Consider the following 26,896-nt stretch of genomic DNA (forward strand, 5'->3'; position numbering starts at 1 on the left):
GGGAATGTTGTCCGGAATCTGTTCGTTGGATCGTTACGTGTGAGGCCCCGAGGGGCCCGCATTTCTTGCCCTCACGAGGCAGGCAGGCAGACCTCGGCAACAGCAGCAAAGGGAGCAAGCATGGCCACCCGTGCCGTCGTTCGCGACAGGGCCGACCGGAGTCGCGCGGCCCGCCCGACCAACCTCGAGGCCGACCGCGACCTGGTCGGCATGTACCTCGACGAGATCGCCAGGACACCCCTGCTCGATGCCGCCGAGGAGGTCGAGCTCTCGCTGCGGATCGAGGCCGGCGTGTACGCCCAGCACATGCTGGACGAGGGCGAACTCCCCGACGGCGTCACGCGCGAGGAGCTGGAGGCGATAGCCGCCGACGCCGAGCGCGCCAAGGACGTCTTCATCCGCTCCAACCTCCGGCTCGTGGTCGCCGTCGCCCGCCGCTACCCGCGCAGCGGCCTGCCGCTGCTGGACCTCATCCAGGAGGGCAACGCGGGCCTGGTGCGCGCCGTCGAGAAGTTCGACTACGCCAAGGGCTTCAAGTTCTCCACGTACGCGACGTGGTGGATCCGGCAGGCGATCACCCGGTCCATCGCCGACCAGTCCCGCACCATCCGGCTGCCCGTGCACCTGGTGGAGGAGCTCGGGCGGATCCGGCGGGTGCAGCGGGAGAAGTCCAAGGAGCTGGGCCGCGAGGCGGAGCCGGCCGAGATCGCGGCCGAGCTGGACACCACCGAGGCCCGGATCAAGGACGTGCTGGACTGGGCGCGCGACCCGGTCAGCCTCAACATGTCGGTCGACGACGAGGGCGAGACCCAGTTCGGCGACCTCGTCGAGGACACCGGGGCCACGTCCCCCGAGGACGCCGTGATGGTCATGCTCCGCAGGGAGGAACTGGACGGCCTGATCGGGCGGTTGGACGACCGCACCGCCTCGATCATCCGCTCCCGCTATGGGATGGAGGACGGCCGCGAGCGCACCCTCACCGAGGTGGGCAAGCAGCACGGCCTCACCCGCGAGCGGATCCGCCAGATCGAGAAGCACGCGCTGGCCGAGCTGAAGAAGATCGCGGACCACGCGGGCTTCGAAGCCGCCTGAGAGGCCGCCGGGAAAGCAGCCTGAGGAAGCCGCCTGAGAGGCCGCCGGGGAAGCCTCCCGGCCGGCTGCCTGGACCCGCCCTCATCGGGCCCTGGTGCGGAGCGCCCCGCACCGGGGCCCGAGGCGTGCCACGGGGCTCTTAGGCTGGAGGAAAGGGACGAGCGGACGGAGTGGACGGCGTGAGCGAGCAGGGGCAGGAAAAGGACCGGGAGCAGGGCGGGGAACAGGAGCAGGAGCTCCGGAAGGCCGCGGCCGCGAAGGCCCGGCTGGTCTTCCGGGACCCGTTGGACCAGCAGTCCGGGGACGACACCGACGCAGGCTGGGGCGGCCGCCCCGGGGCGGGGGAGAGCGGTGGACGGGGGCTGGACTGGTACCTGAGCCAGCGCCCGCCGCACCACGGGGACTGAGGAACGGGGACGGGGGAACGGGGACGGGAACGGCGCCCGCCGGTCAGCGCAGCGGCGCGACCAGCGCGTCGCGGATCTCGGTCAGCAGTTGGACCTCCTTGGCCTCGGCCTCCGCCGCCTCCTCGGCGAGGCTCTTGCGGTGGGCCGCCAGCCTGTTCATGGGCACGATCAGGGCGAAGTAGACGACCGCCGCGGTGATCAGGAACTGGAGCACGGCGCTGAGCACCGATCCCCACAGGATGAGGATCCCGGACGTGACCTCACCGGTCGGGCTCACCTCGCAGGGCCCCTTGAGGCAGGAACTGTAGGACGCGAGGTCCTTGGTCCCGAAGACTCCGACGATCGGATTGATCACGCCTTTGACGAAGGCGTTGACGATGTTGGTGAAAGCCGCGCCGATGACCACGGCGACGGCGAGTTCGACGACATTTCCACGCAGCAGGAATTCCTTGAAGCCTTTCATGCCGCCTCGAACGACGAAGTCGCCTCCCGGTTACGGGTGATCTTCCGCAGCCCCGGACTGACAACCCGTCCGGCCCAGTGCGCCTCCCTGGGGCGGCGGCAGCCCGGCCCGCGCGGGCCCCAGTGCCAGCGCCGACGCCACCGCGAGCAGCACCAGGACGGGCACGGCGGCCCGCCGCCGCACCGCACTGCGCCAGCGGTGCCACCCGCCGCACCCGCGCCGGATCGGCGGGAAGCTCGGCAGCTCCTGCCGGGGCGGCACGGCGGGCGCGGGCAGTGGCAGCGGCAGCGGCAGGGGGAGGGAGAAGCTCGCGGTCGTCATCGACGCACCTCCGGGGTGTCGGCGGGCCGGCCCCTCGCGGACCGACCGGATGCCCACACGATGGGCGTTTCCGGCGAACTCGGAAAGCCCTTTCCCCAGGCCTGTGGACAACTCGCCCCTGTGGACAACTTCGTTCACTCGCCGGAGTGAGGTCGACCCCTCCGGGGTGACAGGGCGCCCGGGCGGGCATGCGAAAAGGCCCGCCGCCCCGCGTGGAAGCGGGGTCGACGGGCCTTTCCCTGGTCTACGGGCCGTCCGGGCCGATGGTGCCCGGCGCCGGGATCAGCTCGCGGCCGGAGCCGGGCTGGACGAGGTCGAGGAGCCGGAGCCCGACGACGTCGACGAGGAGGACGTGGACGCGGTGGACGACGTCGAGGGGGTCGACGACGACCCGGCGCCCACCGAGCTGCTGGAGGACGAACGGCTGTCGGTCCGGTAGAAGCCGGAGCCCTTGAACACGACGCCCACGGCCGAGAAGACCTTGCGGAGCCGTCCCTGGCAGTCGGGGCACGTGGTCAGCGCCTCGTCGGTGAACTTCTGCACCGCCTCCAGGCCGTTGCCGCACTCGGTGCACTGGTACTGGTACGTGGGCACTTGTCTTCCTCCTGGCACTCTCGCCTGATGAGTGCTAACGATGGTCAATGATGCGGCATTCCGCGGGATCAGTCCAGCGACCCCGGTGTGAGATCGGCCCCGCAGCACCCGTCGGCCGCCGTCGGCCCGGTTCCCGGACGACACCCGCGCAGCCTCCGGCCGCCGTCGGCTCGGCCCCGGGCGACCGGAGGCCCGGCCCCCGGCCGCCGCCCCGCTCAGCCCTCGGCGACACCCGCCAGCTGCATCGGACGCCCGCCCTCCGCGGTCCCCGCACCGGCGGTCTCCTCGCCCCGCGGCGCCACCAGCAGGTGTCGCAGCGAGGCCAGCACGACCAGTCCGAGCCCGGCCCCGACCACCGGCACCAGGAACCCGGTGGAGGGCCCGTGCCCGTCGATCAGCCGGCCGGCCGCCATCGAGCCGACCGCCAGCCCCAGCCCGATGGCGCCGGTCAGCCAGGTGAAGGCCTCGGTCTTGGCCCCGTCCGCGACCAGCGTCTCGACCAGGGTGTAGCCGCTGATCAGGGTCGGCGCGATGGCCAGCCCGCAGACCAGCCCGGCGACGGTCAGCGCGACCAGGTTGGGCATCGCCCACAGCACCGAGCAGCCCAGCACCAGCAGCGCGTAGCTGAACAGCATCCGCTGCTGCACCGGCCGCCGCCAGGCGATCACGCCGTACAGCACGCCGGCCAGCATGGAGCCGCCGGCGAAGATCCCGTACACGGTGCCGCCGGCGTCGTGCTGCCCGACCGAGTCGGCGAAGGCGTTCACCGAGACCTGCATGCCGCCGAACACCGCGCCGACCCCGAGGAAGGTCCCGGCCAGCAGCCGGACGCCGGGGGAGGCGAGCGCCGAGGCGCGCCTGGTGCCGGGCTGCGGCACGATCCGGGCCGGGGCGGTGCCCCGCTGGGCGGCGAAGGCCAGGCCGCCGACGAGGGTCAGCGCGGCCTCGGCGACCAGGGCGGTGGCCGGGTTGGCGAGGGCGGCGATGCCGGAGGCCAGGATCGGGCCGATCACGAAGGTGAACTCGTCCGTCACGGACTCGAAGGCGAAGGCGGTGCTCACCCGGGCCGCGGAGGCGTCGGAGGCGCCGTCGGCGGTGAACCTGGCGACCCAGCGGGCCCGGACCATCGCGCCGACCTGCGGCACGCTCGCACCGGCCGGCACGGCGGCCAGGAACAGGCTCCAGGCGGGCGCGTGGCCGAGCGCGAGGGCGATCAGCACGCCGACCGAGACGGCGTGCACCAGCACGGTCGGGACGAGCACCGAGGCCTGGCCGTAGCGGTCGGCGAGCCGCCCGGTCTGCGGCCCGATCAGGGCCTGGGCGACGGCGGCGACCGCGGTGACCGTACCGGCGGTGCCGTACGAGCCGTGGGTCTGCGTGACGAGCAGCAGGATGCCCATGCTGAGCATCGCGTACGGCAGTCGCGCGACGAGGGCGGGGGACAGGAACGTCCAGGCCCCGGGCGTGCGCAGCAGCTCGCCGTACCCGACGCGGGCGGGGGCGGGAGCTGCGGGGGTGGCCGCGGGGTGCGCGGCGGTGTCGACCGTTCGGCGCGCCGTCACGGTCGGTCCTTCCTGCTGCCTGGTAGCGCGGCAGGGCATGGTGTGGCCCCGACGGCGCCGAGAGTCGTCCTCTCGCGCGTCGACCGGGGTAGATACCGGGTCGGTCCGGCGTGGTGGCCGGGGGCCGGACCGCGGCCGCCGAGCGGTCGCGCCAACTCTGCGTCAGGCAGATGCTGGGGTGGTCTAGCGGTGGTTATACGGCGTGGTCGAACCAGCATACAGTTACGCGCGTAGACACCGCCAGCCCACCCCAGCCCGCAGGCCCGTCAGGGCCCCCGGACCAAGGCGGACCGAGGAGAGCCGGGACGGACCGGGGCGGGCCCGCAGGCCCGTCAGGGGACCCTGAGCCGGGGCGGGCCCGGCGCCCGTCACCGCCCGTTCAGCCACCCCGCGAGCTTGCCGCCCTTGTCCACGGCCCGCAGCCGCCGCTCGGCGGCCTCGCCGACCTCGTCCGTGGTGACCACCAGCAGTTCGTCGCCGGCCCGCAGCACCGTCGCCTTGTCCGGCACGAAGGAGTTCCCCTCGCGCACGACCAGGGTGACCGCGGCCCCCTTGGGCAGCCGCAGTTCGCTGATCTCCACGCCGGACATCTTCGAGGTGGGGGAGAGCGCGACCGACAGCAGGTGTCCGTGCAGCTTCTCCAGCGGGGCGGACTCGATGCCCAGGTCCTGGCCCATGTCGCCCTCGTCGATCCGCAGCCGCTTGGCCACCCAGGGCAGGGTCGGCCCCTGGAGCAGGGTGAAGACGACGACCAGGATGAAGACGATGTTGAAGACGTCCTCGGCCCGGTGCGCGCCGGACACCACCGGGATGGTGGCCAGCACGATGGGCACCGCCCCGCGCAGCCCGGCCCAGCTCAGCAGCGCCTGCTCGCGGGCCGGCACCTTGAAGGGGGTCAGCGAGACCATCACCGACAGCGGCCGGGCCAGGAACACCAGCACCCCGCCGATCACCAGCGCGGGCACCACCGCGTCGCCCATGGTCTCGGGCGTGACGAGCAGCCCGAGCAGCACGAACATGCCGATCTGCCCGATCCACGCGAGCCCGTCGGCGAAGCCGCGGACGGCCGGGCCGTGCGGCAGCTTGGAGTTCCCGAGGATCACCGCGCTGATGTAGACGGCGAGGAAGCCGGAGCCGTGCAGCAGCGCGCCGCCGGCGTACGCGAGCACGGTGAGCGCCATCACGGCGATCGGGTAGAGGCCCGAGGAGGGCAGTGCGACGTGCTTGAGCCCGTAGGCCCCTATCTTTCCGACGGCCAGGCCTATGACGGCGCCGATGGCCAGCTCGGCGACGATCGTGCCGATCAGGACGTACCAGGAGTCCAGTTCCCCGGTGGTGGCGAAGGCGACGACCAGGATGACCACGGGCGCGTCGTTGAAGCCGGACTCGGCCTCCAGCAGGCCGGTGAGCCGGTGCGGCAGCGGGACCATCCGCAGTACGGAGAAGACGGCGGCCGCGTCGGTCGAGGAGACGATGGCGCCCAGCAGCAGCGAGGTGCGCCAGTCCAGGCCGACCAGCCAGTGGGCGCCGGCCGCGGTGGCGAACACGCTGACGCCGACGCCGAGGGTGGCGAGCACGGTCGCGGCGGGCATCACGGGCTTGATCTCGCGCCAGCTGGTCTTGAGGCCGCCCTCGGCCAGGATCACCACGAGCGCCGCGTAGCCGAGCACCTGGGTGAGCTCCGCGTTGTTGAACGTGACACCGATCCCGTTCTGGCCCAGCGCCACGCCGATCCCCAGATAGATCAGCAGGCTGGGCAGCCCTGATCGGGTGGAGAGGCGTACGGCGCCCACCGCGAACAGCAGGATCACGGAGGACTCGAGCAGGAGCTGGTTCAGATGGGAGATGTTCACGCAGGGGCACCTCGGGCAGGCAGGGGCGGACGGGGTGTCTGGTGGTGCTGTGGGGTGACCCGTTAAGAAGTCGTCAATGCTCCCCTTGCGGATCGTTACGCAGTCTAACATTTTGCCATATCTTTAGCTTGGTCCCCCGTTCACGGTGCCCGGCCGACTCGGCCTAATGTGGTGCCCTGTCACGGCCGCAGGCCCTGGACACGCCCGCCCGCCCCGAAGTCAGGACCGCAAGGACCCAGATGCCCCGCTCGAAGAAGTTCCGGCGCGCCCGTCTGATCGTGATCGTGCTGGTCGTGCTGTTGGTGGCCGGTGCCGGCTACGGCGGCTACCGCGGGGTCTCCGCGGTTCGCGCCTCCTTCCCGGAGGTCGACGGCAGCGTGAAGGTCGCGGGCCTGAGCGCGCCCGTCGACGTCAAGCGGGACGCGAACGGCATCCCGCAGCTGTACGCCGACACCGACGAGGACCTGTTCCGCGCCCAGGGCTACGTCCAGGCGCAGGACCGTTTCTGGGAGATGGACGTCCGCCGACACATCACCGCCGGCCGGCTCTCCGAGATGTTCGGCGACAGCCAGGTCGACACCGACACCTTCATCCGCACCATGGGCTGGCGGCAGGTGGCGCAGAAGGAGTTCGACACCAAGCTCTCGCCGGAGACCAAGAAGTACCTCCAGGCCTACTCGGACGGCGTGAACGCCTGGCTCTCCGAGCATCCCGGCGGCGCGAAGGCCTCGCTGGAGTACGGCCTGCTCGGCGTCGTCAACGGCGGCTACCGGCCCGAGCAGTGGTCCCCGGTCGACTCGGTGGCCTGGCTCAAGGCGATGGCCTGGAACCTCTCCGGGAACCTCCAGGAGGAGATCGACCGCTCGCTGCTGGCCCAGGACTTCGGCCCGGACAAGATCGCCGAGCTGTACCCGGACTACCCGTACGCCCGCAACGGCACCATCGTGAAGACCGGCGCGGTGACCGGCGACAACTACCGCCCCGCAGACGGCTCCCCGCAGTCCGGCACGCCCGCCGGAACGGCCGCCACCGCCCAGGGCGCGGCCACCACCAAGGCGATGCTGCAGAGCCTGACGGACCGGGTCGACGCGATGCCGCAGCTGCTCGGCCGCCCCGGCCAGGGCATCGGTTCCAACTCCTGGGTGGTCGCGGGCTCGCACACCACCACCGGCAAGCCGTTGCTGGCCAACGACCCGCACCTGGGCCCCGGCCTGCCCTCGGTCTGGTACCAGATGGGCCTGCACTGCCGGACCAGCTCCCCGGCCTGCCAGTTCGACGTCTCCGGCTTCACCTTCGCGGGCATGCCCGGCGTGGTCATCGGTCACAACAAGGACATCGCCTGGGGCTTCACCAACCTCGGCGCCGACGTCACCGACCTCTTCCTGGAGAAGGTCACCGGCCCGGAGACCTACCAGGTGGACGGCAAGGACGTGAAGTTCGACCTCCGCAAGGAGACCATCAAGGTCGCCGGCGGGGAGGACCGCACCATCACCGTCCGCACCACCCAGACCGGCGCCCCGCTCATCTCCGACCAGAGCACCGAGCAGCAGAACGTCGGCAAGTACGCCCCCAACGGCCCCTCCGCCCCGGACCGCGGCACCAGCGGCTACGGCGTCGCCCTGCAGTGGACGGCGCTCAGCCCCGGCAAGACCATGGACGCCGTCTTCGAGCTGGACAAGGCGAAGAACTGGGACGAGTTCCGCGCCGCCGCCAAGGACTTCACCGTCCCCGCGCAGAACCTGATCTACGCCGACGCCAAGAACATCGGCTACCAGGCCCCGGGCACCATCCCGGTCCGCGGCAAGGGCGACGGCACCCTCCCGGCGCTGGGCTGGGACTCCGCGTACCAGTGGAAGGACCCGATCCCCTTCAACGCGCTGCCGTGGAGCCTCAACCCCTCGGCCGGCTACATCGTCACCGCCAACCAGGCCGTGGTGGACCCGAGCTACAAGTACAACCTCACCAAGGACTGGGAGTACGGCACCCGCGCCAAGGAGATCACCGACCAGATCGAGGGCCTGCTCAAGAACAACGGCAAGATCTCGCCGGACGACATGCAGACCCTCCAGCTGGACAACACCAGCGTGATGGCCAAGACGCTGGTCCCGCTGCTGCTCAAGCAGCCGGTCAGCGACCCGTACGTGCGCGAGGCCCAGGACCTGCTGAAGGACTGGAACTTCCACCAGGACGCCGACTCGGCCGCCGCCGCCTACTACAACGGCGTCTGGCGCCAGCTGCTGATCCTCGCCTTCGGCCAGAAGTTCCCGGCCGACCTGCGGGCCAAGGACAACTGCCTGCTGGTCCGCCAGCAGGACGACCCCACCAAGCCGGACAGCGCCACCAAGATCGTCACCGAGTGCGGCACCCGCGAACCGGGCAAGGCCCAGCCGGACGGCGGCGACCGCTGGACCGAGGTCGTGCGCCAGCAGCTGGAGAAGCCCGACAGCTCGTGGTGGACGTACATCGACGACCAGCACAAGGAGCAGAAGGGCCTGGACAACCTGCTCCAGGAGGCGATGAAGAACGCCCGCCAGGAGCTGACCTCGCTGCTCAGCAAGGACGTCTCCACCTGGAGCTGGGGCCGCCTGCACAAGCTGGAGCTGCGCGAGCAGACCCTTGGCACCGACGACTCCTCGATCGCCTCCGGCGCGGTGCACAAGCTGCTCAACCGCGGCCCGTACCGGCTCTCCGGCGGCTCGGCGGCGGTCGACGCGGCCGGCTGGAACGCGGCGGCCGGCTACCAGGTGGACTGGATCCCGTCGATGCGCATGGTGGTCGACCTGAACGACCTCGACTCCTCGCGCTGGGTCAACGTCGGCGGCGCCTCCGGCCACGCCTTCCACGACAACTACAACGACCAGACCGACCTCTGGCTCAAGGGCAAGCTGCTGACCTGGGCCTACACGCCGGACGCGGTCGAGAAGGCCACCAAGCACAAGCTGGTGCTCACCACCGGCTGACGCCCGTACGGCCCGGACACCGGCGGCCCCGTTCCCCCCGAGGGAGCGGGGCCGCCGCCGTCTCACCCGAGCCTGCGCACCCCCGAGGGCAGCACCGCCAGGTCCACCGGCCGGTCGTGCGGCTCGGCCGGCACCCGCTCCAGCAGCTCGTGCTCGTACAGCAGCACCGCCAGCACCGGCCGCGCCCCCGCCCGCGCCAGCCGGGCCAGCACCCGGTCGTAGCTGCCGCCGCCCCGGCCCAGCCGCAGCCCGGAGCGGTCCACCGCCAGGCCCGGCAGCAGCACCACCGCCGCCCGCGCGACCGCCTCCGGGCCGAGCCGCGGACCGACCGGCTCCAGCAGCCCGCGCCCGGCCGGGGCCAGCGCGTCCGGCCCCGCGTACGCGGCCCAGTCCAGGTCGTTGTCCGGCAGCAGCACCGGCAGCAGCACCCGGACCCCGCGCGCCCGCAGCGCGTCCAGCAGCGGCCTGGTCCCGGGCTCGGCGCCCACCGAGACGTACGCGGCCACCGTGGCGCCGGGGGCGGCCAGCTCCCCGGCGTGCCCGGCCAGCGCGTCGGCCGCCGCCGCCCGCTCCTCGACGGCCAGTTCGCGCCGCCGCGACAACAGCCGTGTCCTCAGGCCGCTCTTCTCGTTGGGCATCCGATCCTCGTTCATCCGATCCTCCTGGCCTCCGCACCGCCGACGCGCAGAGCCTGACACGCGAAGGGGCACCCCCCATTGACCACCCCGCTGCTGGTCCAGGCCCTGGCCGCACTCGGCGTCCCCGCACTGGCCGGCGCCACCGCCCTCGGACTGCGCGGCCGCCGGGAGCGGGCCCGGGCCGCCGCCGGGGCGCAGCGGCTGCGCGGGCGGATCGCCGAACTGGAGGAGCGCTGCGCCGACCTGGAGCGCACCGCCTCCTGCGACCCGCTCACCGGCGTGTGGAACTACCGCCACCTCCAGCTCACCCTGGACCGGGAGATCGAACGGGCCCGCCGCGCCGAGCACACCGGACAGGCCGACGGCCCGCGCCCGCTCGCCGTGCTGATGCTCGCCATCAGCGGCTTCGACGCGGTCGTCGCCGAGCACGGCCGGGGCCGGGCGGGCGCGGTGCTGCGCGACCTCGCCCAGCGGCTCGCGATGGAGATCCGCCGGGCCGACACCCTCGGCCGCTACGGCGGCGAGGAGTTCCTGGTGGTGCTGCCGGACACCGGCGCCGAGGGCGCCGCGCAGGTCGCCGAGCGGCTGGTCTGGTCGGTCCGCCGGCACCTGCTGCTGGACTGGTCCTCCGGCCCGCGCGAGTCCCGCCCCGCCGCCGGCAACGGCCTGACCGCCGCCGCCGGCATCGCCGTGCTGCCCGAGAACGGCACCCACGCGGCCGTCCTGCTGCGCGCCGCCGACACGGCGCTCGCCGCGGCCCGGGCGTCCGGCGGCGACTGCTGGCGGCTCTCGGCCCGGCCGCCCGGGGAGTCCGGGGAGCCCCGCGCCGACCGCTCCGAACAGGCCGCTCGCACGCCCGATCACGGAACGGATGCCGAACGTGACCGTACGGAAAAGGCGGGTAGTGTGTCGGCCTGTGTCGGCCGGGACCCGTTCGCCCAGCCGGTCGCGACCCATACGACTGCCACCGCGGCCGGGCCCAGCGACGTGCTGTCCTAGCCGTCCGCCCGTACTCGGCCGGGCGAAAACGTGCCTGAGTAAGGTGAACGCATGACGACGACCAACCCCCGAGTTCCGGTGACCAAGGCCGTGGTGCCCGCGGCCGGACTGGGCACCCGCTTCCTTCCGGCGACCAAGGCCACCCCGAAGGAGATGCTCCCGGTCGTCGACAAGCCGGCGATCCAGTACGTCGTCGAGGAGGCCTCCGCCGCGGGCCTGTCCGACATACTGATGGTCACCGGGCGCAACAAGCGGGCCCTGGAGGACCACTTCGACCGCGCCTACGAGCTGGAGGAGCTGCTGGTCCGCAAGGGCGACGAGCAGCGCCTGGCCCGGGTCCGCGAGTCCGTCGAGCTGGCCAACATGCACTACGTCCGCCAGGGCGACCCGAAGGGCCTCGGCCACGCCGTCTCGGTCGCCGAGCAGCACGTCGCCGGCCAGCCCTTCGCCGTCCTGCTCGGCGACGACCTGATCGACCCGCGCGACCCGCTGCTCTCCCGGATGATCGAGGTGCAGCAGCAGCTCGGCGGCTCGGTCGTCGCCCTGATGGAGGTCGACCCCTCCCAGATCCACCTCTACGGCTGCGCCGCCGTCAAGGCGAACGGCTTCGGCGAGGACGTCTTCCAGGTGACCGACCTGGTCGAGAAGCCCGAGCCCGGCGAGGCCCCGTCGAGCTACGCCGTGATCGGCCGCTACGTCCTCGACCCGCTGGTCTTCGACGTACTGCGGGAGACCCCGCCCGGCCGCGGCGGCGAGATCCAACTGACCGACGCCCTGCGCGAGCTGACCAACCGCGAGGCGGCGGACGGCGGTCAGGTGCACGGCGTGCTCTTCAAGGGCCGCCGCTACGACACCGGCGACCGCGCCGACTACCTGCGCGCTATCGTCCGTCTGGCCGCCGAACGCGAGGACCTGGGCCCGGAGTTCCGCTCCTGGCTGCGGGAGTTCGTCGGCTCCGAGATGCAGGACTGACGCAGGACCACGACCGAGGGAGCGAGCCGCCGATGACCGGGTCCACCGAGCACAGCACCATGCCCAGCGCCTGCTGCGACGCCGGAGCGGACCCGGCCCCGGCGGCCCCCCGCCTCTGGACGGTGGACGAGCACCTCGCCGACGTGCTGGCCGCGGTCGGCCCGCTGCCCGCGATCGAGCTCCAGCTGCTGGAGGCCCGCGGCTGCCGGCTCGAGGAGGACGTGGTCGCCGACGGCGACCTGCCGCCCTTCGACAACAGCTCGATGGACGGCTACGCGGTCCGCACCGCCGACACCGAGGGCGCCACCGACACCTACCCGTCGGTGCTCTCGGTGGTCGGCGACATCGCCGCCGGCGCCGACGCGCTGCCCAGGGTCGGCCCCGGCCAGGCCGCCCGGATCATGACCGGCGCCCCGATGCCGCCCGGCGCCCAGGCCGTCGCCCCGGTCGAGTGGACCGACGGCGGCACCGGCACCGGGGTGGCCGCCGCCGCGATGACCGCGCCGGTCCCGGACGAGGAGGTCCGGGTGCTGCGCCCGGTCGCCGCGGGCGCGCACATCCGCCGCCGCGGCAGCGACGTCGCGGCCGGCGTCCGGGTGCTGGAGGCCGGCACCCGGCTCGGCCCCGCCCAGCTCGGCCTGCTCGCCGCGATCGGCCGGCCCACCGTGAAGGTCCGCCCCCGCCCCCGGGTCGTGGTGCTGTCCACCGGCAGCGAGCTGGTCCAGCCCGGCGAGCCGGTCGGCCCCGGGCAGATCGCCGACTCCAACAGCTTCGCCCTCACCGCGGCCGCCCAGGACGCCGGCGCCATCGCCTTCCGGGTCGGCGCCGTCCCGGACGACGCCGACCGGCTGCGCGCCGTCCTGGAGGACCAGCTCGGCCGGGCCGACCTGATCGTCACCAGCGGCGGGGTCAGCGTCGGCGCGTACGACGTGGTCAAGGAGGTCTTCGAGTCCTACGGCGGGGTCGACTTCCGGAGGCTGCGGATGCAGCCCGGCAAGCCGCAGGGCTTCGGCCGGATCGGCGGCGCGACCGGGGTGCCGCTGCTCGCCCTGCCCGGCAACCCGGTGAGCGCCTACATCTCCTTCGAGCTCTTCGTCCGCCCGGTCATCCGCACCATGCTCGGCGCCGCCGACGTGCACCGCCCGGTCGTCCGCGCGCTCTGCCCGTCCCCGCTGCGCTCCCCGGCCGGCCGCCGGCAGTTCCTGCGCGGCCGCTACTCGGCGGCCGACGGCACGGTCGAGCCGGTCGGCGGCGCCGGGTCGCACCTGGTGGGCGCGCTGGCCCGGGCCGACTGCCTGATCACCGTCCCCGAGGAGACCACCGAACTGCCGGCCGGCAGCGAGGTGGACGTGGTGTTGCTGGACGCCTGATCGGCCCCCGGGACCGGGGAACGGTACGGTAGCGCGGTATTCGACCTGCGCGCCCCTGGAGTTACCCGTGACGACACCTCCCCCCGGCGACCGCCTCACCCACGTCGACGACCAGGGCGCGGCCCGGATGGTCGACGTGTCCGAGAAGGCCGCCACCGCGCGCACCGCCGTGGCGGCCGGCCGGGTGCGGGTCTCCCCGCAGGTGGTCCACCTGCTGCGCGGCGAGGGCGTGCCCAAGGGCGACGCCCTCGCGGTGGCCCGGATCGCCGGGATCATGGGCGCCAAGAAGACCCCGGAGCTGATCCCGCTCTGCCACCCGATCGCGGTCTCCGGCGTCAAGGTCGACCTCGCCGTCGCGGACGACGCGGTCGAGATCACCGCCACCGTGAAGACCGCCGACCGCACCGGCGTCGAGATGGAGGCGCTGACCGCCGTCGCGGTGGCCGGGCTGACCGTCGTCGACATGGTCAAGGCGGTGGACAAGGGCGCCACGATCGAGTCCGTCCGGGTGCTGAGCAAGACCGGCGGCAAGAGCGGCGACTGGTTCGCCCCGGAGGTGGCGCAGTGAGGGCCCTGGCGGTCACCGTCTCCAACCGGGCCTCGGCCGGGGTCTACGAGGACCGGGGCGGCCCGCTGCTGGTGGCCGGCCTGACCGCGATGGGCTTCACCGCCGACGGCCCCCGGGTCGTCCCGGACGGCGAGCCGGTGGAGGCCGTGCTGCGCGAGGCCGTCGCGGCCGGCTACGACGTGGTGCTGACCACCGGCGGCACCGGCATCTCGCCGATGGACCTCACCCCCGAGATGACCGCCCGGGTGATCGACCGCCAGGTCCCCGGCATCGCCGAGGCCGTCCGTGCGTACGGCCGGGAGAAGGTGCCGACCTCGGCGCTCTCCCGCGGGCTCGCCGGCCTCGCCGGACGTACCCTGATCGTCAACCTGCCGGGCTCGACCGGCGGCGTCAGGGACGGCCTCGCCGTCCTGGAGCCGCTGCTCGCCCACGCCGTCGACCAGCTCGGCGGCGGGGACCACCCCCGGACCGACGCCCCGGCACCCGGGGCTCCAGCATCCAGGAGAGGGCACTGAACGCCGGCTGGCCGGTAGAACTCCACGAGGGTGAGGTCGTGCTGCGCCCCATCCGGGCCCGCGACCAGCGCGAGTGGCAGGAGGTGAGCCGCCGCAACCGGGACTGGCTGCGCCGCTGGGAGGCCACCGTGCCGCCCGGCCCGGCGGGCCAGGCGGCCGGCGCCCGGCCGACCTACCGGCAGATGGTCCGCTTCCTGCGCGGCGAGGCCTCGGCCGGCCGGATGCTGCCCTTCGTCGTGGTCCACAAGGGCCAGCTGGTCGGCCAGTTGACCGTCGGCGGGATCACCTGGGGATCGATGTGCTCGGCGAACATCGGGTACTGGGTGGACGAGGAGGTGGCCGGCCGGGGCATCATCCCGACCGCCGTGGCCCTTTCGGTGAACTACTGCTTCCGCACGCTCGGACTGCACCGGATCGAGGTCTGCATCCGCCCGGAGAACGGCCCGAGCCGACGGGTGGTGGAAAAGCTCGGCTTCCGCTCGGAGGGAATCCGTCCGCGCTATCTCCACATCGACGGCGACTGGCGCGACCACCTCGTCTACGCGCTGACCGACGAGGAGGTCCCGGAGGGGATGCTGGAGCGCTGGCGCGCGCTCAGTTCCGGGCGCGGGACACGTAATTGAATGTATGTTCGAAAGAAATATCGATATGGCATCGTCGGGGCACCGGACCCGCACAAATAGCGGCAAAATAGTCGGAGAATCAGCTTGATCACACGACACGCCGCACCAAATTGCTGCCAGGCCTTCCCCAGCGCCCGTACGGTGTGAATCGTGAGCAGTAGCGGCCTTATCTACGCCGTCATCGTAGGGGCCTGGGCCGCCTATCTGGTGCCGATGTGGCTCCGCAGGCAGGACGAACTCAACGAGGCGCGCCCGACGGAACGCTTCAGCACCGCCATCCGCCTGCTGGCCGGGCGTTCGGGGCTGGAGCGGCGGGCAGCCCGGGCCCTGGGTGACGAACCGCGTGACGAGCAGAGCGACGACGGTCCTCCCGAACGGGACGAGACCGCCTCCGGCGACCCCGCACGGGAGCCCGAACCCCCGGTGCAGCGCCCGGCCGAGCGGCCGGGCCCCGAACCGCGGGCCGGCACCGAGCGCCGGGCGCGGCTGCTGGCCCGCCGGCGCCGGATGGTCACCGCCCTCTTCCTCTCCTTCGCGCTCGGCGCGGTGGTCGCCGCGGTGGCCGGACTCGCCTTCCTCTGGGTCCCGGCGGTCCCGGCGGTCCTCCTCACCCTGTACATCGGCCACCTGCGCCGGCTGGAGCGCCAGCGGTACGAGGTGAAGCTCGACCGGGTCCGGGCCGCCCAGGCCGCCGAGCGGCTGCGCAAGCGCGAGCAGCAGCGCGCCGAGGCCCGGCCGCCGGCCGGCGCCCCGGCCGAGGCCCCCGCCGCGGAGCCGGCCCCGGCCGCGCCCGTCGGGGAGCGGCCCGCGCGCCGTTCCCACCTGCGGCTGGCCGCCGACCCCGAGCAGGCCACCGTCTCGGTGCCCTCCGCCTCCGCAGTGGCCGAGGCGACCGAGCACGAGGAGTGGGTCGACGGCATGCGCGAGCGCGGCGCGGCCGGGCCGGACTCCTGGGAGCCGGTGCCCGTCCCGCTGCCGACCTACGTGACCGCCCCGGTCGCCCCCCGGGTCTCCCGCGGCCTCGACCTGTCGGCCCCCGGCACCTGGACCGCCGGGCGCCCCGCCGAGTCCCGCAAGACCCCGCTCTTCGACCAGTACGCCGAGCCCCAGGCTCCCGAGTCGCGCCCGCGCGCGGCCAACGAGTGACGGGGGCCGGGGGCCGGCCCCCGGCCCCGCCCGTACGCCGCGACGCACCCGCCCGATGCCGCCCCGCCCGCCACCGCGGGCGGGGCGGTCCGCGTTCGGGGCGAGCCCCTGGCCACCCCGGCCGGCACCGTGATCCGGGGGTGGTCACGGACCCCCTCCGAAAGGTGCTAGAGTTTCTTCTCGTTGGGGCTGTGGCGCAGTCCGGTAGCGCACCTCGTTCGCATCGAGGGGGTCAGGGGTTCGAATCCCCTCAGCTCCACCCAACAGACCGGCTCCGGCCGGTCGACGAAATCCCGCCGGGAGGCAACTCCCGGCGGGATTTCGCGTTTTGGGGTCCAGGCCCGGTGCCGACCCCGACCCGGGGCCCGTTGTGAGGGGGGTCACATCGCCCCTCCGGGCCCGTTTCTGACGCGGTTTGGGGCTCAGGGGGGTCGGTTATGGTGGGTGGGCCCAGACGGCGACGAGGGAACGATCTGGTCTATCTCGACGGGGTGCCATCGCGGTGCGCGAGTTCGGTCTGAAACGGTGGGTGCGGCGGTCCGGTCCGGAAGGGTCCGGCGACGCGGCGGAAACCGGAAGGCCGAATTCCTGGACCCTTCCGGCGGCCTGTGTGGCGGCGGTTTCACTGGCGGTGTTCGCCTGGTTCCGGCACGTCCACGGGGCCACCATGGTCGACATGCTGGTCTACCGGGCCGAGGGCCAGGCGGTGGTCCGCGGCGAGGACCTGTACGCGATGCGGCTGCCCGGCTGGGACCTGCCGGCCACCTACCCGCCGTTCGCGGCGATGCTCTTCGTGCCGAGCACCTGGTTCGACGTGAGCACCCTGCGCGTCCTGGTGATGCTCCTCAACTACGCGCTGCTCGCCGCGGCCGTGCACCTGTCGCTCAAGCTGGCCGGCTGGCCGAAGCAGCACCGCGCGGCCGTGGTGGTCCTGGCCACCGGCCTCGGCGTCTGGCTGGAGCCGGTCTTCACCACCTTCCAGTACGGCCAGGTCAACCTCGGCATACTCTGCCTGGTCCTGTGGGACCTGACCCGGCCGGACAGCCACCGCCTCAAGGGCGTGGGCATCGGCCTGGCCACCGCCATCAAGATCACCCCGGGCCTGTTCGCCGTCTACCTGTTCCTGACCGGCCGGGTCCGGGCCGCCTTCGTCTCGGCCGGCACCTTCCTGGCGGCGGGCCTGATCGGCTGGGCCCTCCTGCCCGACGCCTCGTACGGGTTCTGGACCACCTACCTCTGGGACCCGAGCCGGGTCGGCGTGACCGTCCTGGTGGACAACCAGTCGCTGCGCGGCGCCGTCTGCCGGCTGCTCGACGTCAACGACCCCGGCCTGGTCGGGGTCGTCGCCTCGGCGCTGGTCGCGGTGTTCGGGCTCGGGGTGGCGGTACTGGCCGGCCGCTCGGCGCGGGTGCTGCGGCGGGCCGACGCCTGGGGCGCGGTCTGCGCCGCGCTCACCGCGCTGCTGGTCTCGCCGATCAGCTGGACCCACCACTGGGTCTGGTGTATCCCGCTGCTCGCCCTGCTGGCGGTGGAGGCCAGGACCACGGCCCGGCGGGTGCTGTTCGGCGTGACCGCGGCGGTCTTCCTCTCCCACGTGATGTGGGCGGTGCCGCACCGCTGGGGCCGCGGGGTCGCCTGGTACTGGCAGCTGCCCGGCGCGATCTACCCGCCGATCGCGATCGCCGTCCTGGTCGTCCTGGGCGTGCGGCTGTACCGCGCCCGGCGGCAGGCCGTGGACGCCGCCGGCGGCGGGGCCCTGACCCTGCTGACCGCCAGGCTGGACCGCGACCCCGCGCTGACGAACCGGACCTGACGGACCGGACCCACGGACCCCAGACCGGACGGACCAGACCAGACGTGACCACCCAGACCGCACCCCCGCCGCCGGCCGCCGCCGGGCCCGCCGTCCGCCGGATGGCCGCGGCCGTCCTGCTCGGCCCCGCCCGGCGCACCGCGCTGCTCACCGCGCTCTGCTTCGCGGTGACCTGCGCCATCGGCCTGCAGGGCTGGACGTCCGTCTCGCTCGGCGGCTTCGACCTCGGCATCTTCGACCAGGGTGTCCGCGGCTACGCCCACTTCGGGCTGCCCGTCTCGACGCTGAAGAGCTTCCACCACGAGTTCCCGCCCGGCTTCTCGCTGCTGGGCGACCACTTCTCGCCGGTGCTGGCGCTGCTCGCGCCGCTGTACTGGATCTGGGACGACCCGCGCTCGCTGATCATCGGACAGGCGCTGCTGTTCGCGGCCGGCGTGCCGCTGATCCGGCGGATCGCCGGGTACGCCTTCGCCGGCGCCGAGCCGCGCACCGCCCGCCGGGCCGCCGACCTGGCCGGCCTGGTCTACGGGCTCGGCTGGCCGCTGCTGGTCGCCGCCCGGGTGGGCTTCCACGAGGTCGCCTTCGCGGTCCCGCTGACCCTGCTGATGCTGGAGCGCGGGCTGGCCCGCCGGTACGGCACGGTGCTGCTCGCCGCCCTGCTGCTGTGCTGCACCAAGGAGGACCTCGGCCTGCTGGTCGGGGCGTACGGGCTGGTGCTGCTGCTGCGCACCCGCCGCACCGACGACCGGGCGGGCCGCCGCACCGGGCTGGGACTGCTGCTGGGCGGGCCGGTCGCCTCGGCCGCCGCCATCACCTGGCTGATCCCGGCGATGGGCGGGGAACCGGGCTACTACTGGAACTACGGCTCGCTCGGCGCGGACGGCGGCGACGCGCTGCGCAACCTGCTGCACGACCCGTTCCTGCTGGTGCAGGCCGCCTTCGACCAGCCGCTCAAGCCGCTGCTGCTGCTGTGGCTGTTCGGCACCATGCTGCTGCTGCCGCTGCGCTCGGCCACCGTGCTGTGCGCGGTGCCGCTGCTGGCCGAACGGATCCTGTCCAGCAACCCCAACCACTGGTCGATCGCCCGGCACTACGACTCGCTGCTGTGGCCGGTCCTGCTCACCGCCGCGATCGAGGTGCTGGGCCGGCTGAGCGCCACCGGGCGGCCGGAGCGGAGCCTGCGGCGGGCCCGCCGGCTGGGCCTCGGCGCGGCCGGCATCGCGCTGGTGGCCGCGGTGCCGATCGGGCTGGTGCCGCTGGTCCTGCCGTCCTCCTGGGCGCCCAAGCCGAGCGAGGCGGCGCTGGTCCGGGCGGCCGCGCTGATCCCGGACGGGGCGTCCGTCGAGGCGGACAACCAGATCGCGCCGCGGCTGACCGCCCGGACGGACGTGGTGCTGGTGGACGGCACACCGCGCGGGCGCGAGTACGTGCTCACCCGGGGCGACAAGCGGTCCTTCCCGTTCAAGACGGACAAGGAGCAGGCCGAGCGGATCCAGCTGCTGCTGGCGCACGGCTACCGGCAGCTGTGGGCCGAGGACGGGGTCGTGCTGCTGCACCGGGAGGGCGACGAGCCGATCCCCGGCGAGCACGTGCCGGGGCCGGGCAGCAAGCCGGTCCAGGACGAGGTCCCGACCGACGTCGGACACAACCTGTTCCGCGGCTGAGCGCGGGGCCCGAACACGCCGGAGGGCCGGCCGGAACGACGTCCGGCCGGCCCTCCGGGGCGGGTCAGGGGCGGTCCGAGCCGGTGTAGTGGCCGCTCTGGTGGGAGCCCTGGGACGGGACGGCGCCGTAGTGGCCGGGCCGGTGGCCGCGCGGGTGCCGGGTCAGCCGGTAGCCGAGGATGCCGGCCAGCGCGGCCAGGAAGCCGCCGCCGATCGTCCAGTACCAGCGGCTGTTCCAGCCGGAGAACCAGCCGGTGTACCAGTGCTCCTCCTGGGCCACCGGGGCGGCCGCCTTGGCCGTGCTCGCGCCGCCGCCGGCCGGCGGGACCAGCGGGGCCTTCAGCTCGCCGCCCTCCGGCTGGGCGTTGTCCGCGTCGCCCTTGGCGGCGACGTGCAGCTGCACCGAGGAGGCCAGGCCGAGGTCCGGCTGCGGGACGTCGCTGACCGACAGCCGCACGTAGTAGGTGCCGGGCAGCGGGTCGCCGGACCACGGCTCGGCCCAGGTGCGGACCTCGCGCAGGGTGCAGTTCAGCGCCAGCGAGCCGGCGCTCTGCTCGGCGGTGGCGTTCTGGGTGCCGGCGGTGCACGCCTGGCGGCGGCGCAGCCCGTCGAAGACCTCGACGGACCAGGTCTGCGGGCCGTGCCGGTCGGCCGAGGGGGCCAGGCCGACGGTCAGGTTGACCGTCGGGGTCTGGCCCTCGGCGGCGCCGAACGCCCAGTACAGGTAGTCACCGGTGGAGACGGAGACGTTGGCGTCCTGGTTGGGCGAGAGGTTGACCGCGGTCAGGAAGGAGGTGCCGGCCTTGGTGGCCGGGGCCGGGGTGCCGCTCGCACTGGCCGAGGGGGACGGCGAGGCGGCCGAGGCGGCCGGGGCGCCCAGGGCGCTCAGGGCCAGGGCGGGCAGCAGGGCGAGGGCGGCGAGGGCGCCGCGGATCGTCGTACGCATGGTCAGTTCTCCCGCCAGACGGCGATGCGCCAGCGCGCGATCCAGCCGAAGACCAGACCGAAGGCCAGGCCGGCCAGGGTGAGGGTGAGCAGCAGGATCCAGCCGCGGCCGAGGCCCATCGCGGCGCCCTCCGGGGCGGGCGAGGCGGAGGCCAGGTCGACGGTCAGCTCCAGCGGCAGGCCGGGGTCGGCCAGCACGCCGGCCTGCGGGGCCAGCGAGTTGCTGACGACCAGGCAGACCGTGGTCTCCGGCTTCTCCTTGGAGTCCTTGGTGGCCGTGGGGCTCGCGGTGACGTAGCCCTTGGAGTCGTCGGTGGACCAGCGCAGGCCGGTGGAGACCACGTCGGTGCGGCTGCTGCCGGCGTCGGTGCCGCGGACCAGTTCCTGGCCGGTCGCGCTGGTGGCCTGGAGCAGCACCCCGTAGTCCCGGGCCACCGGGCGGTCGAGGGCGACGCTGACCGAGGCGCGCAGCTCCTGGCCGGACTTGACCGGGACCTTGTAGACGCGGTGCTCGGAGAACTTCTCGCGGTCGGTGTAGACGCCCGGGGCGAGCACCGGGGCGCTCTCGCACTTGTCGGTGCCGGTGGTCTTGACCGGGGTCACCGTGTAGGTGTCGTTGGAGCGGTCGACCAGCTGCTTCACCTTGTCGGTGAGCTGCTCCTGGGTGCGGACGTCGGTGTAGGTGCCGCCGGTCGCGTTGGCGATGCAGAGCAGCTGCTGGCGGGTCTTGTCGTCGTGGGCCAGGCCCAGGGTGTCGACCACCAGGTGGATGCCCTGGGAGGCGAGTTCGCGGGCGACGTCACAGGGGTCGGGCGGGGTGCAGGTGTCCTCGCCGTCGGTGATCAGCACCACCCGGCGGGTGGTCTCGCCCTTGCCGAGGTCCTGGGCGGCGCCGCGCAGCGCCAGGCCGATCGGGGTCCAGCCGGTGGGGCGCAGGGTGGCGACGGCGGTCTTGGCCTCGACCTTGTTGGTCTTGCCGACCGGGTACAGCTGCTTGGTGTCCTGGCAGCCCTGGGCCTTGTCGTTGCCGGGGTAGTTCGCCCCCAGGGTGCGGATGCCGAACTCGGTCTCCGCGGGCAGCGCGTCGATCACCTCGTTCAGCGACTGTTGGGCCACCGCGATGCGGCTCTTGCCCTGGATGTCCGCCTCGCGCATGGAGCCGCTGACGTCCAGGACGAGGTCGACCCGGGGCGCCTCCTTGGTCGCGGGAGCGGCGCCGGCTGATGGTTCGTCGGCGTGGGCGGGCAGGCCGAGGAGCAGCGAGGCGCCCGTTATCGCCACTGCTGCCAGCAGGCTGCCGAGCCTGGTCTGTGGTCGTCGTCCGGTAGTCACCCGGCCGATCCTAGGGCGTGTCCGACAATTCCCGCCGGGTGCGCGACGCCGGTGCACGCACCTCGCCGCGTTGTCGTCGGTCGCCGATGCTCCGCATGGACTCCCTCCTCCGCCTTGCGATGCACGCACCCCGACGCCGCGCCCTGATCCGACGCCAATTGTCGGACACGCCCTGGGGATCATCAGTTCGCCATGGCGAAACGGGCCCGGATCGTGCTTCGACCAGCTCCGGCGTGAACTCCGGCGCACAGCTTGGGAATCCGTGCTTTCACAGCGGCCTTACGCGGCCTGGATAGCCTTCCTCTCGGGACGGATCGGGAGCGGGGGAGCGATGGAGCTGACGGCGGTCGGCAAGCGGTACGGGCGGCGGGAGCGGTGGATCCTGCGCGGGGTCGATCTGGCGGTCGGGCCGGGCGAGCTGGTGCGGATCGCCGGGCGGAACGGGAGCGGCAAGTCGACGCTGCTGCGGCTGGTCGCCGGGATCGAGCGTCCGAGCACGGGGCGGGTGGCGCGGCCCGGCCCGGCGGCGTACGTGCCCGAGCGCTTCCCGCCGGCGCTGCCCTTCGACGCCGCCTCCTACCTGCTGCGGGTGGGGCGGGTGCACGGGCTGTCGGCGGAGTGGGCGCGGCGGCGGGCGGGGGAGCTGCTGGACCGGTTCGGTGTCGCGGACCGGGCGGGCACGCCGTTGAGCCGGCTGTCGAAGGGCACCTGCCAGAAGGTCGCGGTCGCCCAGGCGCTGCTCCCCGAGGCGCGGGTGCTGCTGCTGGACGAGGCGTGGACCGGGCTGGACCCGGAGGCCCGGGCGGTGCTGGACGAGGCCGCCGCCGAGCGGGCGGCGGCGGGCGGCACGGTGCTGTTCGTCGACCACGACCCGGCCCGGCTGGCCGGGTTGACCAGCGCCGCGTACCGGGTCGGTGCGGACGGCGTGCTGCGGCCGGTCGAGGACGGGGTGCCGGAACCGGCGGCGGGCGGCCCGGTGATGGAGGTCGAGGTGGACGTCCCGGACGGCGCCCCGCTGCCCACGGCGCTGCCGGGGGCGCCGGAGGTCACCGCGCTGGCCGGGACGGCGGTGCGGCTGGCGGTGCCGGCCGCGCACTCGGACGCGCTGCTGCGCCGGCTGCTGTTGGGCCGCCCGGCCGTCCGGGTGCTGGCGGTGCGTCGGCGCGAGGAGGGGGAGCGGTGACGGCGCGGATCGGTGCGCTGACCCGGTACCACCTGGAGCTGCTGCTGCGCTCGCACGCCTGGCTGCCGCCGTTCCTGGCGTACGCGGTGCTGCTGGTGGTCGGGGTGGCGGCGGGGGACCCGCTGCTGGGCGGCCTCGGCTTCGGCGCGGGGGTGCTGCTGCCGGTGAGCGCCTGGTACGTGCGCAGTGCGCTGAGCGCGGAGCCGCCGGCCTCGCGGGCCTGCCTGGTGGCGGCGGCGGGCCCGGTCCGGGTCCACCTGGGGGCGCTGCTGGCGGCGCTGACGGTGTCGCTGGTGCTGGCGGTCGGTCAGGTGGCGGCGGTCTGGTGGACCAGCGGGCCGGTGGTCGGTCAGGGGGCGCGGCAGGAACCGGGGACCGGGCCGGCGGTGCTGGCCGGGCTGGTGGCCTCCGTGGTCTGCGCGCTGCTGGGGGTGCTGGCCGGGGCGGTGGCGAACCGTCCGGTGCTGGTCCACGCGCAGTACGGCATCCCGGCGGCGCTGGGGCTGGCCACGCTGCTGCTGGTGGTGCCGGCCTCGCCGGCCAACGCGGCGGTGCGCGGGCTGGTGTCGGCGGCCCGGACCGGCCGGGTCGCGGTGCCGTGGCCGAGCCTGCTGGCCGCCGCCGTCCTGCTGGCGGCGGTCGGCGCGGGGGTGGCGGCGTTGGCCGGGCGGCGGCCGGAGTGAGGGCCGGGGGCGGATCGGCGGGCCCGGGTGATTCGGGCATCGGCGGACACACCGTGGCGGAGTGTCAAAAATACGGATAGCACTCGTTAGGGTGACGAACCGGGACACGGGCGCCGCCGCACCGGCGCCCGGACCCTCCCCGCTAGACCGCGACCCCCAGGACGGTCCGTGGCGACACCCTCCGCCGTGCCGAGATCCGCCGCCGGGCCGAGCCGGCCGGTGCCGACCAGGCGCACCACCGAGCTCGTCCTGGTGGTCGGCGCCGTCCTGATCGCCGTGTTCGGCTACGTCGAGGTCGGCGTCAACCTGGACGGCCACGTCCCGGCCGACGCGGCCGAGTACGGCGCCGCGCTGGGCGTGCTCGCCCTGGCGGCGCACGCCGTGGTCCGGTGGCGGGCCCGGTACGCGGACCCGCTGCTGCTGCCGATCGCGGTGCTGCTGAACGGGATCGGGCTGGTGGTGATCTACCGGCTCGACCGGGCCACCCCGGGGCGCGGCGCCGCCTCCACCCAACTGCTCTGGTCGGCGCTGGGGGTGGCGCTGTTCATCGCGGTGGTGCTGCTGGTGCGCGACCACCGGCGGCTGCGGCGCTACGCGTACGTCGGGGCGCTGGTGGCGCTGGTCCTGCTGGTGCTGCCGATCTTCTTCCCGCCGGTGTACGGCTCCCGGATCTGGGTCGTGGTCGGGCCGCTCTCCTTCCAGCCGGGGGAGTTCGCCAAGATCCTGCTGGCGGTCTTCTTCGCCGCGTACCTGGCGGTGCACCGGGACGCGCTGGCGCTGACCGGCCGCCGGGTCTGGCGCTGGCAGCTGCCGCGCGGGCGGGTGCTCGGGCCGGTGCTGCTGATCTGGGCGGCGTTCGTCGGCGTCCTGGTGCTGGAGACCGACCTCGGCACCTCGCTGCTGTTCTTCGGCCTGTTCGTGGTGATGCTCTACGTGGCGACCGCGCGCACCGGCTGGATCGCGATCGGCCTGGGCCTGGCCGCCGTCGGGGCGGTGACGGTGGGCTGGCTCTCGCCGCACGTGCACAGCCGGGTCGCGGACTGGCTGGACCCGCTGGGCTCGATCGAGGCGGGCCGGGGCGCCAACCAGATCGCCCAGTCGCTGTTCGCCTTCGCCTGGGGCGGCGAGCTGGGCACCGGGCTCGGCAACGGGCACTCGGTGCTGATCGGCTTCGCCGCCAAGTCGGACTTCATCCTCGCCACGATCGGCGAGGAGCTCGGGCTGACCGGGCTGACCGCGGTGTTCCTGTTGTACGCGGCGCTGGTCTCGCGGGGCTTCCGGACCGGCATCGCGCTGCGCGACCCGTTCGGGCGGCTGCTGGCGATCGGGCTGGCCGCGATCGTCGGCCTCCAGGTGTTCGTGGTGGCGGGCGGGGTGCTCGCGCTGATCCCGCTGACCGGGATGACCATGCCGTTCATCGCCCAGGGCGGCTCCTCGGTGGTCACCAACTGGATCATCGTCGCGCTGCTCGTGCGGATGAGCGACGACGCCCGCCGGCCCGTGACCGGGGAGGTCTGATGGCGCGCGTCCGGGCCAGGGGCAACGGCCCGCAGGGGCTGCCCGGCATCTCGGTCACCGGGCGCCGGGCGGGCACCTTCTGCCTGCTGCTGGTCGCGGCGCTGTGCGTGCAGGCCACCCGGGTGCAGGTGTTCCAGGCGCAGGACCTCGACCGCAACAGCGCCAACCAGCGGCTCACCGTCGAGCGGTACGCCCAGCCGCGCGGCGACATCCTGGTCGGCCCGGACCCGGTGACCGGCTCCGAGCCGACCGGCGGCCGGTACGCGTACAAGCGCGGCTACACCGACGGCCCGACCTACGCGGCGGTCACCGGCTTCGCCTCGCAGGCGTACGGCACCACCCAGCTGGAGGGGACCGAGGACGAGCTGCTGACCGGCACCGACGGCCGGCTGGCGGGCTGGTCGGTCTGGGACGCCGTCTCCCGCCGGCAGAACCCCGGCGGGGACGTCCACACCACGCTGAACCGGGCCGCGCAGCAGGCCGCGATGCGCGGGCTCGGCGACCAGAAGGGCGCGGTCGCCGCGATCGAGCCGGCCACCGGGCGGATCCTGGCGCTGGCCAGCACGCCCTCCTACGACCCGGGCTCCTTCGCCGGGTACGGCGCCGACGACCAGGAGGCCTGGAACCGGCTGCAGGCCGACGCCGACCAGCCGATGCTCAACCGGGCGCTGCGCCAGACCTACCCGCCGGGTTCGACCTTCAAGGTGGTCACCGCCGCGGCCGCGCTGGCGGCCGGGGTGGTCACCGACCCGGCCGCGCCGACCGGGGCGCCCTTCCCGTACGTGCTGCCCGGCACGACCACGCCGCTGGTCAACGACACCCCGGCCTGCGACCGGGCCGACCTGTCGCTGGCCGCCGCGATGACCGCCAGCTGCAACAGCGTGCTCGGCTACCTGGGGGTGCGGACCGGGCTGGACCGGATGGCCGAGATGGCCGGGAACCTCGGCTTCAACGACGCGAGGCTGGACGTCCCGGTGCGGGCTGCCCGGTCGAACTTCGACACCCGGATGGACGAGTCGCAGCTGGCGCTCTCCTCGATCGGGCAGTTCGACACGGCGGCCACCCCGCTGACGATGGCGATGGTCGCGGCTGGGGTGGCCAACGACGGGACGGTGATGCGGCCACAGCTCGTGGACCGGCTGACCAGGAGCGACGGCACCACGGTGCAGCTGATGAAGCCGGCCGTGTACCGGCGGGCGATGACCCCGGCGGTGGCCGGGCAGGTGCGCGGGCTGATGACCGGCGTGGTGGAGAACGGCACCGGCGGCAACGCCCGGATCGCCGGGGCGGTGGTCGGCGGCAAGACCGGGACGGCCCAGCACGGGGTGGGCAACAGCGGGACGCCGTACGCCTGGTTCATCGCCTGGGCGGCGCCGGCCGGCTCGGACGCGGTGCCGCCGGTGGCGGTCGCCGTGGTGGTCGAGGACAGCGGGGCCACGGACGTCACGGGAGGCGCGCTGGCGGCGCCGATCGCCCGGTCGGTGATGCGGGCGGTGCTCGGCGGATGATCTCCGCAGGTGCGCTGAGCTGCTGCTTTAGCGACCGGGCGGAGGATGCGCCGTTTACGAAGTGTCCGGTTTGTACATCGATATGCGCCGATTCGTACAATGCGCTGGTTGGGACTGTTCGTTTGCGACACTGGTGCTTTCGCGGGGTACTGTCCCATGTTTGTTCG

General features: G+C 73.8%; 24 protein-coding genes and 1 tRNA gene. 17 read left to right on the forward strand and 8 right to left on the reverse strand.

From position 1 onward, the window contains the following. The first annotated feature begins 120 nt into the window (after nucleotides 1-120). The gene (locus ACFCY1_RS23890) at nucleotides 121-1,092 is read left to right on the forward strand and encodes a sigma-70 family RNA polymerase sigma factor (protein ID WP_049654530.1); all 972 of its coding nucleotides are present in this window, start codon (nucleotides 121-123) and stop codon (nucleotides 1,090-1,092) included. A gap of 179 nt (nucleotides 1,093-1,271) precedes the next feature. Next, nucleotides 1,272-1,499 carry a hypothetical protein gene (locus tag ACFCY1_RS23895; RefSeq protein WP_375876001.1) on the forward strand — a complete coding sequence of 76 codons (228 nt, stop codon included), beginning with the start codon at nucleotides 1,272-1,274 and terminating at the stop codon, nucleotides 1,497-1,499. Nucleotides 1,500-1,542: 43 nt separating this feature from the next. Here the strand turns inward: ACFCY1_RS23895 and mscL are convergent, their stop codons facing one another. From mscL to ACFCY1_RS23920, 5 genes are all read right to left on the reverse strand, one after another. After that, complete coding sequence (mscL, locus tag ACFCY1_RS23900; protein ID WP_049654529.1) at nucleotides 1,543-1,962, reverse strand: large conductance mechanosensitive channel protein MscL; 420 nt, start codon at nucleotides 1,960-1,962, stop codon at nucleotides 1,543-1,545. Nucleotides 1,963-1,992: 30 nt separating this feature from the next. Next, nucleotides 1,993-2,283: a hypothetical protein gene (locus ACFCY1_RS23905; protein ID WP_375876002.1), complete on the reverse strand. Its 291-nt coding sequence runs from the start codon at nucleotides 2,281-2,283 to the stop codon at nucleotides 1,993-1,995. Between the two features lie 282 nt (nucleotides 2,284-2,565). Further along, complete coding sequence (locus tag ACFCY1_RS23910; RefSeq protein ID WP_049654525.1) at nucleotides 2,566-2,877, reverse strand: FmdB family zinc ribbon protein; 312 nt, start codon at nucleotides 2,875-2,877, stop codon at nucleotides 2,566-2,568. 215 nt (nucleotides 2,878-3,092) lie between these two features. Continuing rightward, nucleotides 3,093-4,439, reverse strand: coding sequence for an MFS transporter (locus ACFCY1_RS23915; RefSeq protein ID WP_375876003.1), 1,347 nt, complete (start codon nucleotides 4,437-4,439; stop codon nucleotides 3,093-3,095). Between the two features lie 368 nt (nucleotides 4,440-4,807). Then, complete coding sequence (locus ACFCY1_RS23920; RefSeq protein ID WP_049654523.1) at nucleotides 4,808-6,292, reverse strand: potassium/proton antiporter; 1,485 nt, start codon at nucleotides 6,290-6,292, stop codon at nucleotides 4,808-4,810. 239 nt (nucleotides 6,293-6,531) lie between these two features. On the opposite strand from ACFCY1_RS23920, the gene ACFCY1_RS23925 reads away from it, so the two are divergent. Beyond that, a complete protein-coding gene (locus tag ACFCY1_RS23925; protein ID WP_049654521.1) occupies nucleotides 6,532-9,252 on the forward strand; it encodes a penicillin acylase family protein in 2,721 nt (906 codons plus the stop codon). Nucleotides 9,253-9,314: 62 nt separating this feature from the next. On the opposite strand, the gene ACFCY1_RS23930 is transcribed toward ACFCY1_RS23925, so the two are convergent. Continuing rightward, on the reverse strand, nucleotides 9,315-9,905 hold the full coding sequence (locus tag ACFCY1_RS23930; RefSeq protein ID WP_375876004.1) for a 5-formyltetrahydrofolate cyclo-ligase: 591 nt from the start codon (nucleotides 9,903-9,905) through the stop codon (nucleotides 9,315-9,317). Between the two features lie 63 nt (nucleotides 9,906-9,968). On the opposite strand from ACFCY1_RS23930, the gene ACFCY1_RS23935 reads away from it, so the two are divergent. The 10 genes from ACFCY1_RS23935 (at nucleotide 9,969) to ACFCY1_RS23980 (ending at nucleotide 19,560) form a co-directional block, all read left to right on the forward strand. Beyond that, on the forward strand, nucleotides 9,969-10,889 hold the full coding sequence (locus ACFCY1_RS23935; protein WP_375876005.1) for a GGDEF domain-containing protein: 921 nt from the start codon (nucleotides 9,969-9,971) through the stop codon (nucleotides 10,887-10,889). A 51-nt stretch (nucleotides 10,890-10,940) separates the two neighbouring features. Continuing rightward, the gene (gene galU / locus ACFCY1_RS23940; RefSeq protein WP_049660927.1) at nucleotides 10,941-11,861 is read left to right on the forward strand and encodes a UTP--glucose-1-phosphate uridylyltransferase GalU; all 921 of its coding nucleotides are present in this window, start codon (nucleotides 10,941-10,943) and stop codon (nucleotides 11,859-11,861) included. A 32-nt stretch (nucleotides 11,862-11,893) separates the two neighbouring features. Beyond that, nucleotides 11,894-13,231, forward strand: coding sequence for a gephyrin-like molybdotransferase Glp (gene glp / locus ACFCY1_RS23945; protein WP_375876006.1), 1,338 nt, complete (start codon nucleotides 11,894-11,896; stop codon nucleotides 13,229-13,231). A 127-nt stretch (nucleotides 13,232-13,358) separates the two neighbouring features. Beyond that, a complete protein-coding gene (moaC, locus tag ACFCY1_RS23950) occupies nucleotides 13,359-13,799 on the forward strand; it encodes a cyclic pyranopterin monophosphate synthase MoaC (protein WP_241852779.1) in 441 nt (146 codons plus the stop codon). Then, on the forward strand, nucleotides 13,796-14,314 hold the full coding sequence (locus tag ACFCY1_RS23955) for a molybdenum cofactor biosynthesis protein B (protein WP_049660037.1): 519 nt from the start codon (nucleotides 13,796-13,798) through the stop codon (nucleotides 14,312-14,314). Before moaC ends, ACFCY1_RS23955 begins: the two co-directional genes overlap by 4 nt. Nucleotides 14,315-14,352: 38 nt before the next feature. Then, nucleotides 14,353-14,937 (forward strand): GNAT family N-acetyltransferase, encoded by a 585-nt coding sequence (locus ACFCY1_RS23960; RefSeq protein WP_369808369.1) that lies wholly within the window; start codon nucleotides 14,353-14,355, stop codon nucleotides 14,935-14,937. A 150-nt stretch (nucleotides 14,938-15,087) separates the two neighbouring features. Beyond that, the gene (locus tag ACFCY1_RS23965) at nucleotides 15,088-16,083 is read left to right on the forward strand and encodes a hypothetical protein (protein ID WP_375876007.1); all 996 of its coding nucleotides are present in this window, start codon (nucleotides 15,088-15,090) and stop codon (nucleotides 16,081-16,083) included. Nucleotides 16,084-16,268: 185 nt separating this feature from the next. Beyond that, nucleotides 16,269-16,342: transfer RNA gene (locus ACFCY1_RS23970), tRNA-Ala, on the forward strand. Between the two features lie 351 nt (nucleotides 16,343-16,693). Then, nucleotides 16,694-17,896 (forward strand): glycosyltransferase 87 family protein, encoded by a 1,203-nt coding sequence (locus ACFCY1_RS23975; protein ID WP_375876008.1) that lies wholly within the window; start codon nucleotides 16,694-16,696, stop codon nucleotides 17,894-17,896. A 44-nt stretch (nucleotides 17,897-17,940) separates the two neighbouring features. Next, on the forward strand, nucleotides 17,941-19,560 hold the full coding sequence (locus ACFCY1_RS23980) for a DUF2079 domain-containing protein (RefSeq protein WP_375876009.1): 1,620 nt from the start codon (nucleotides 17,941-17,943) through the stop codon (nucleotides 19,558-19,560). 64 nt (nucleotides 19,561-19,624) lie between these two features. On the opposite strand, the gene ACFCY1_RS23985 is transcribed toward ACFCY1_RS23980, so the two are convergent. After that, nucleotides 19,625-20,506, reverse strand: a complete 882-nt coding sequence (locus ACFCY1_RS23985) for a peptidase (protein WP_375876010.1) — start codon at nucleotides 20,504-20,506, stop codon at nucleotides 19,625-19,627. Nucleotides 20,507-20,508: 2 nt separating this feature from the next. Next, on the reverse strand, nucleotides 20,509-21,837 hold the full coding sequence (locus ACFCY1_RS23990; RefSeq protein ID WP_074001269.1) for a VWA domain-containing protein: 1,329 nt from the start codon (nucleotides 21,835-21,837) through the stop codon (nucleotides 20,509-20,511). A 331-nt stretch (nucleotides 21,838-22,168) separates the two neighbouring features. Here ACFCY1_RS23990 and ACFCY1_RS23995 point away from each other — a divergent pair, with 331 nt between their 5' ends. The 4 genes from ACFCY1_RS23995 (at nucleotide 22,169) to ACFCY1_RS24010 (ending at nucleotide 26,729) form a co-directional block, all read left to right on the forward strand. After that, a complete protein-coding gene (locus tag ACFCY1_RS23995) occupies nucleotides 22,169-23,020 on the forward strand; it encodes an ATP-binding cassette domain-containing protein (RefSeq protein WP_375876011.1) in 852 nt (283 codons plus the stop codon). Next, nucleotides 23,017-23,703 (forward strand): ABC transporter, encoded by a 687-nt coding sequence (locus ACFCY1_RS24000; protein ID WP_375876012.1) that lies wholly within the window; start codon nucleotides 23,017-23,019, stop codon nucleotides 23,701-23,703. The genes ACFCY1_RS23995 and ACFCY1_RS24000 overlap by 4 nt, the downstream gene beginning before the upstream one ends. 186 nt (nucleotides 23,704-23,889) lie before the next feature. Further along, nucleotides 23,890-25,221 carry an FtsW/RodA/SpoVE family cell cycle protein gene (locus ACFCY1_RS24005; RefSeq protein WP_117489268.1) on the forward strand — a complete coding sequence of 444 codons (1,332 nt, stop codon included), beginning with the start codon at nucleotides 23,890-23,892 and terminating at the stop codon, nucleotides 25,219-25,221. Next, a complete protein-coding gene (locus ACFCY1_RS24010; RefSeq protein WP_082346127.1) occupies nucleotides 25,221-26,729 on the forward strand; it encodes a penicillin-binding transpeptidase domain-containing protein in 1,509 nt (502 codons plus the stop codon). The genes ACFCY1_RS24005 and ACFCY1_RS24010 overlap by 1 nt, the downstream gene beginning before the upstream one ends. Nucleotides 26,730-26,896: the final 167 nt, after the last annotated feature.

The sequence above is a fragment of the Kitasatospora sp. NPDC056273 genome (genome assembly GCF_042268845.1).
GTDB lineage: Bacteria > Actinomycetota > Actinomycetes > Streptomycetales > Streptomycetaceae > Kitasatospora.

Bases quoted from the DNA above. Each gene is read 5' to 3' on its own strand.
- ACFCY1_RS23925 (WP_049654521.1), top strand. From the start codon at position 6,532: ATGCCCCGCTCGAAGAAGTTCCGGCGCGCCCGTCTGATCGTGATCGTG.
- ACFCY1_RS23985 (WP_375876010.1), bottom strand. From the start codon at position 20,506: ATGCGTACGACGATCCGCGGCGCCCTCGCCGCCCTCGCCCTGCTGCCC.
- moaC (WP_241852779.1), top strand. From the start codon at position 13,359: ATGGTCGACGTGTCCGAGAAGGCCGCCACCGCGCGCACCGCCGTGGCG.
- ACFCY1_RS23930 (WP_375876004.1), bottom strand. From the start codon at position 9,905: ATGAACGAGGATCGGATGCCCAACGAGAAGAGCGGCCTGAGGACACGG.
- ACFCY1_RS23890 (WP_049654530.1), top strand. From the start codon at position 121: ATGGCCACCCGTGCCGTCGTTCGCGACAGGGCCGACCGGAGTCGCGCG.
- ACFCY1_RS23905 (WP_375876002.1), bottom strand. From the start codon at position 2,283: ATGACGACCGCGAGCTTCTCCCTCCCCCTGCCGCTGCCGCTGCCACTG.
- galU (WP_049660927.1), top strand. From the start codon at position 10,941: ATGACGACGACCAACCCCCGAGTTCCGGTGACCAAGGCCGTGGTGCCC.
- glp (WP_375876006.1), top strand. From the start codon at position 11,894: ATGACCGGGTCCACCGAGCACAGCACCATGCCCAGCGCCTGCTGCGAC.
- mscL (WP_049654529.1), bottom strand. From the start codon at position 1,962: ATGAAAGGCTTCAAGGAATTCCTGCTGCGTGGAAATGTCGTCGAACTC.
- ACFCY1_RS23995 (WP_375876011.1), top strand. From the start codon at position 22,169: ATGGAGCTGACGGCGGTCGGCAAGCGGTACGGGCGGCGGGAGCGGTGG.
- ACFCY1_RS24010 (WP_082346127.1), top strand. From the start codon at position 25,221: ATGGCGCGCGTCCGGGCCAGGGGCAACGGCCCGCAGGGGCTGCCCGGC.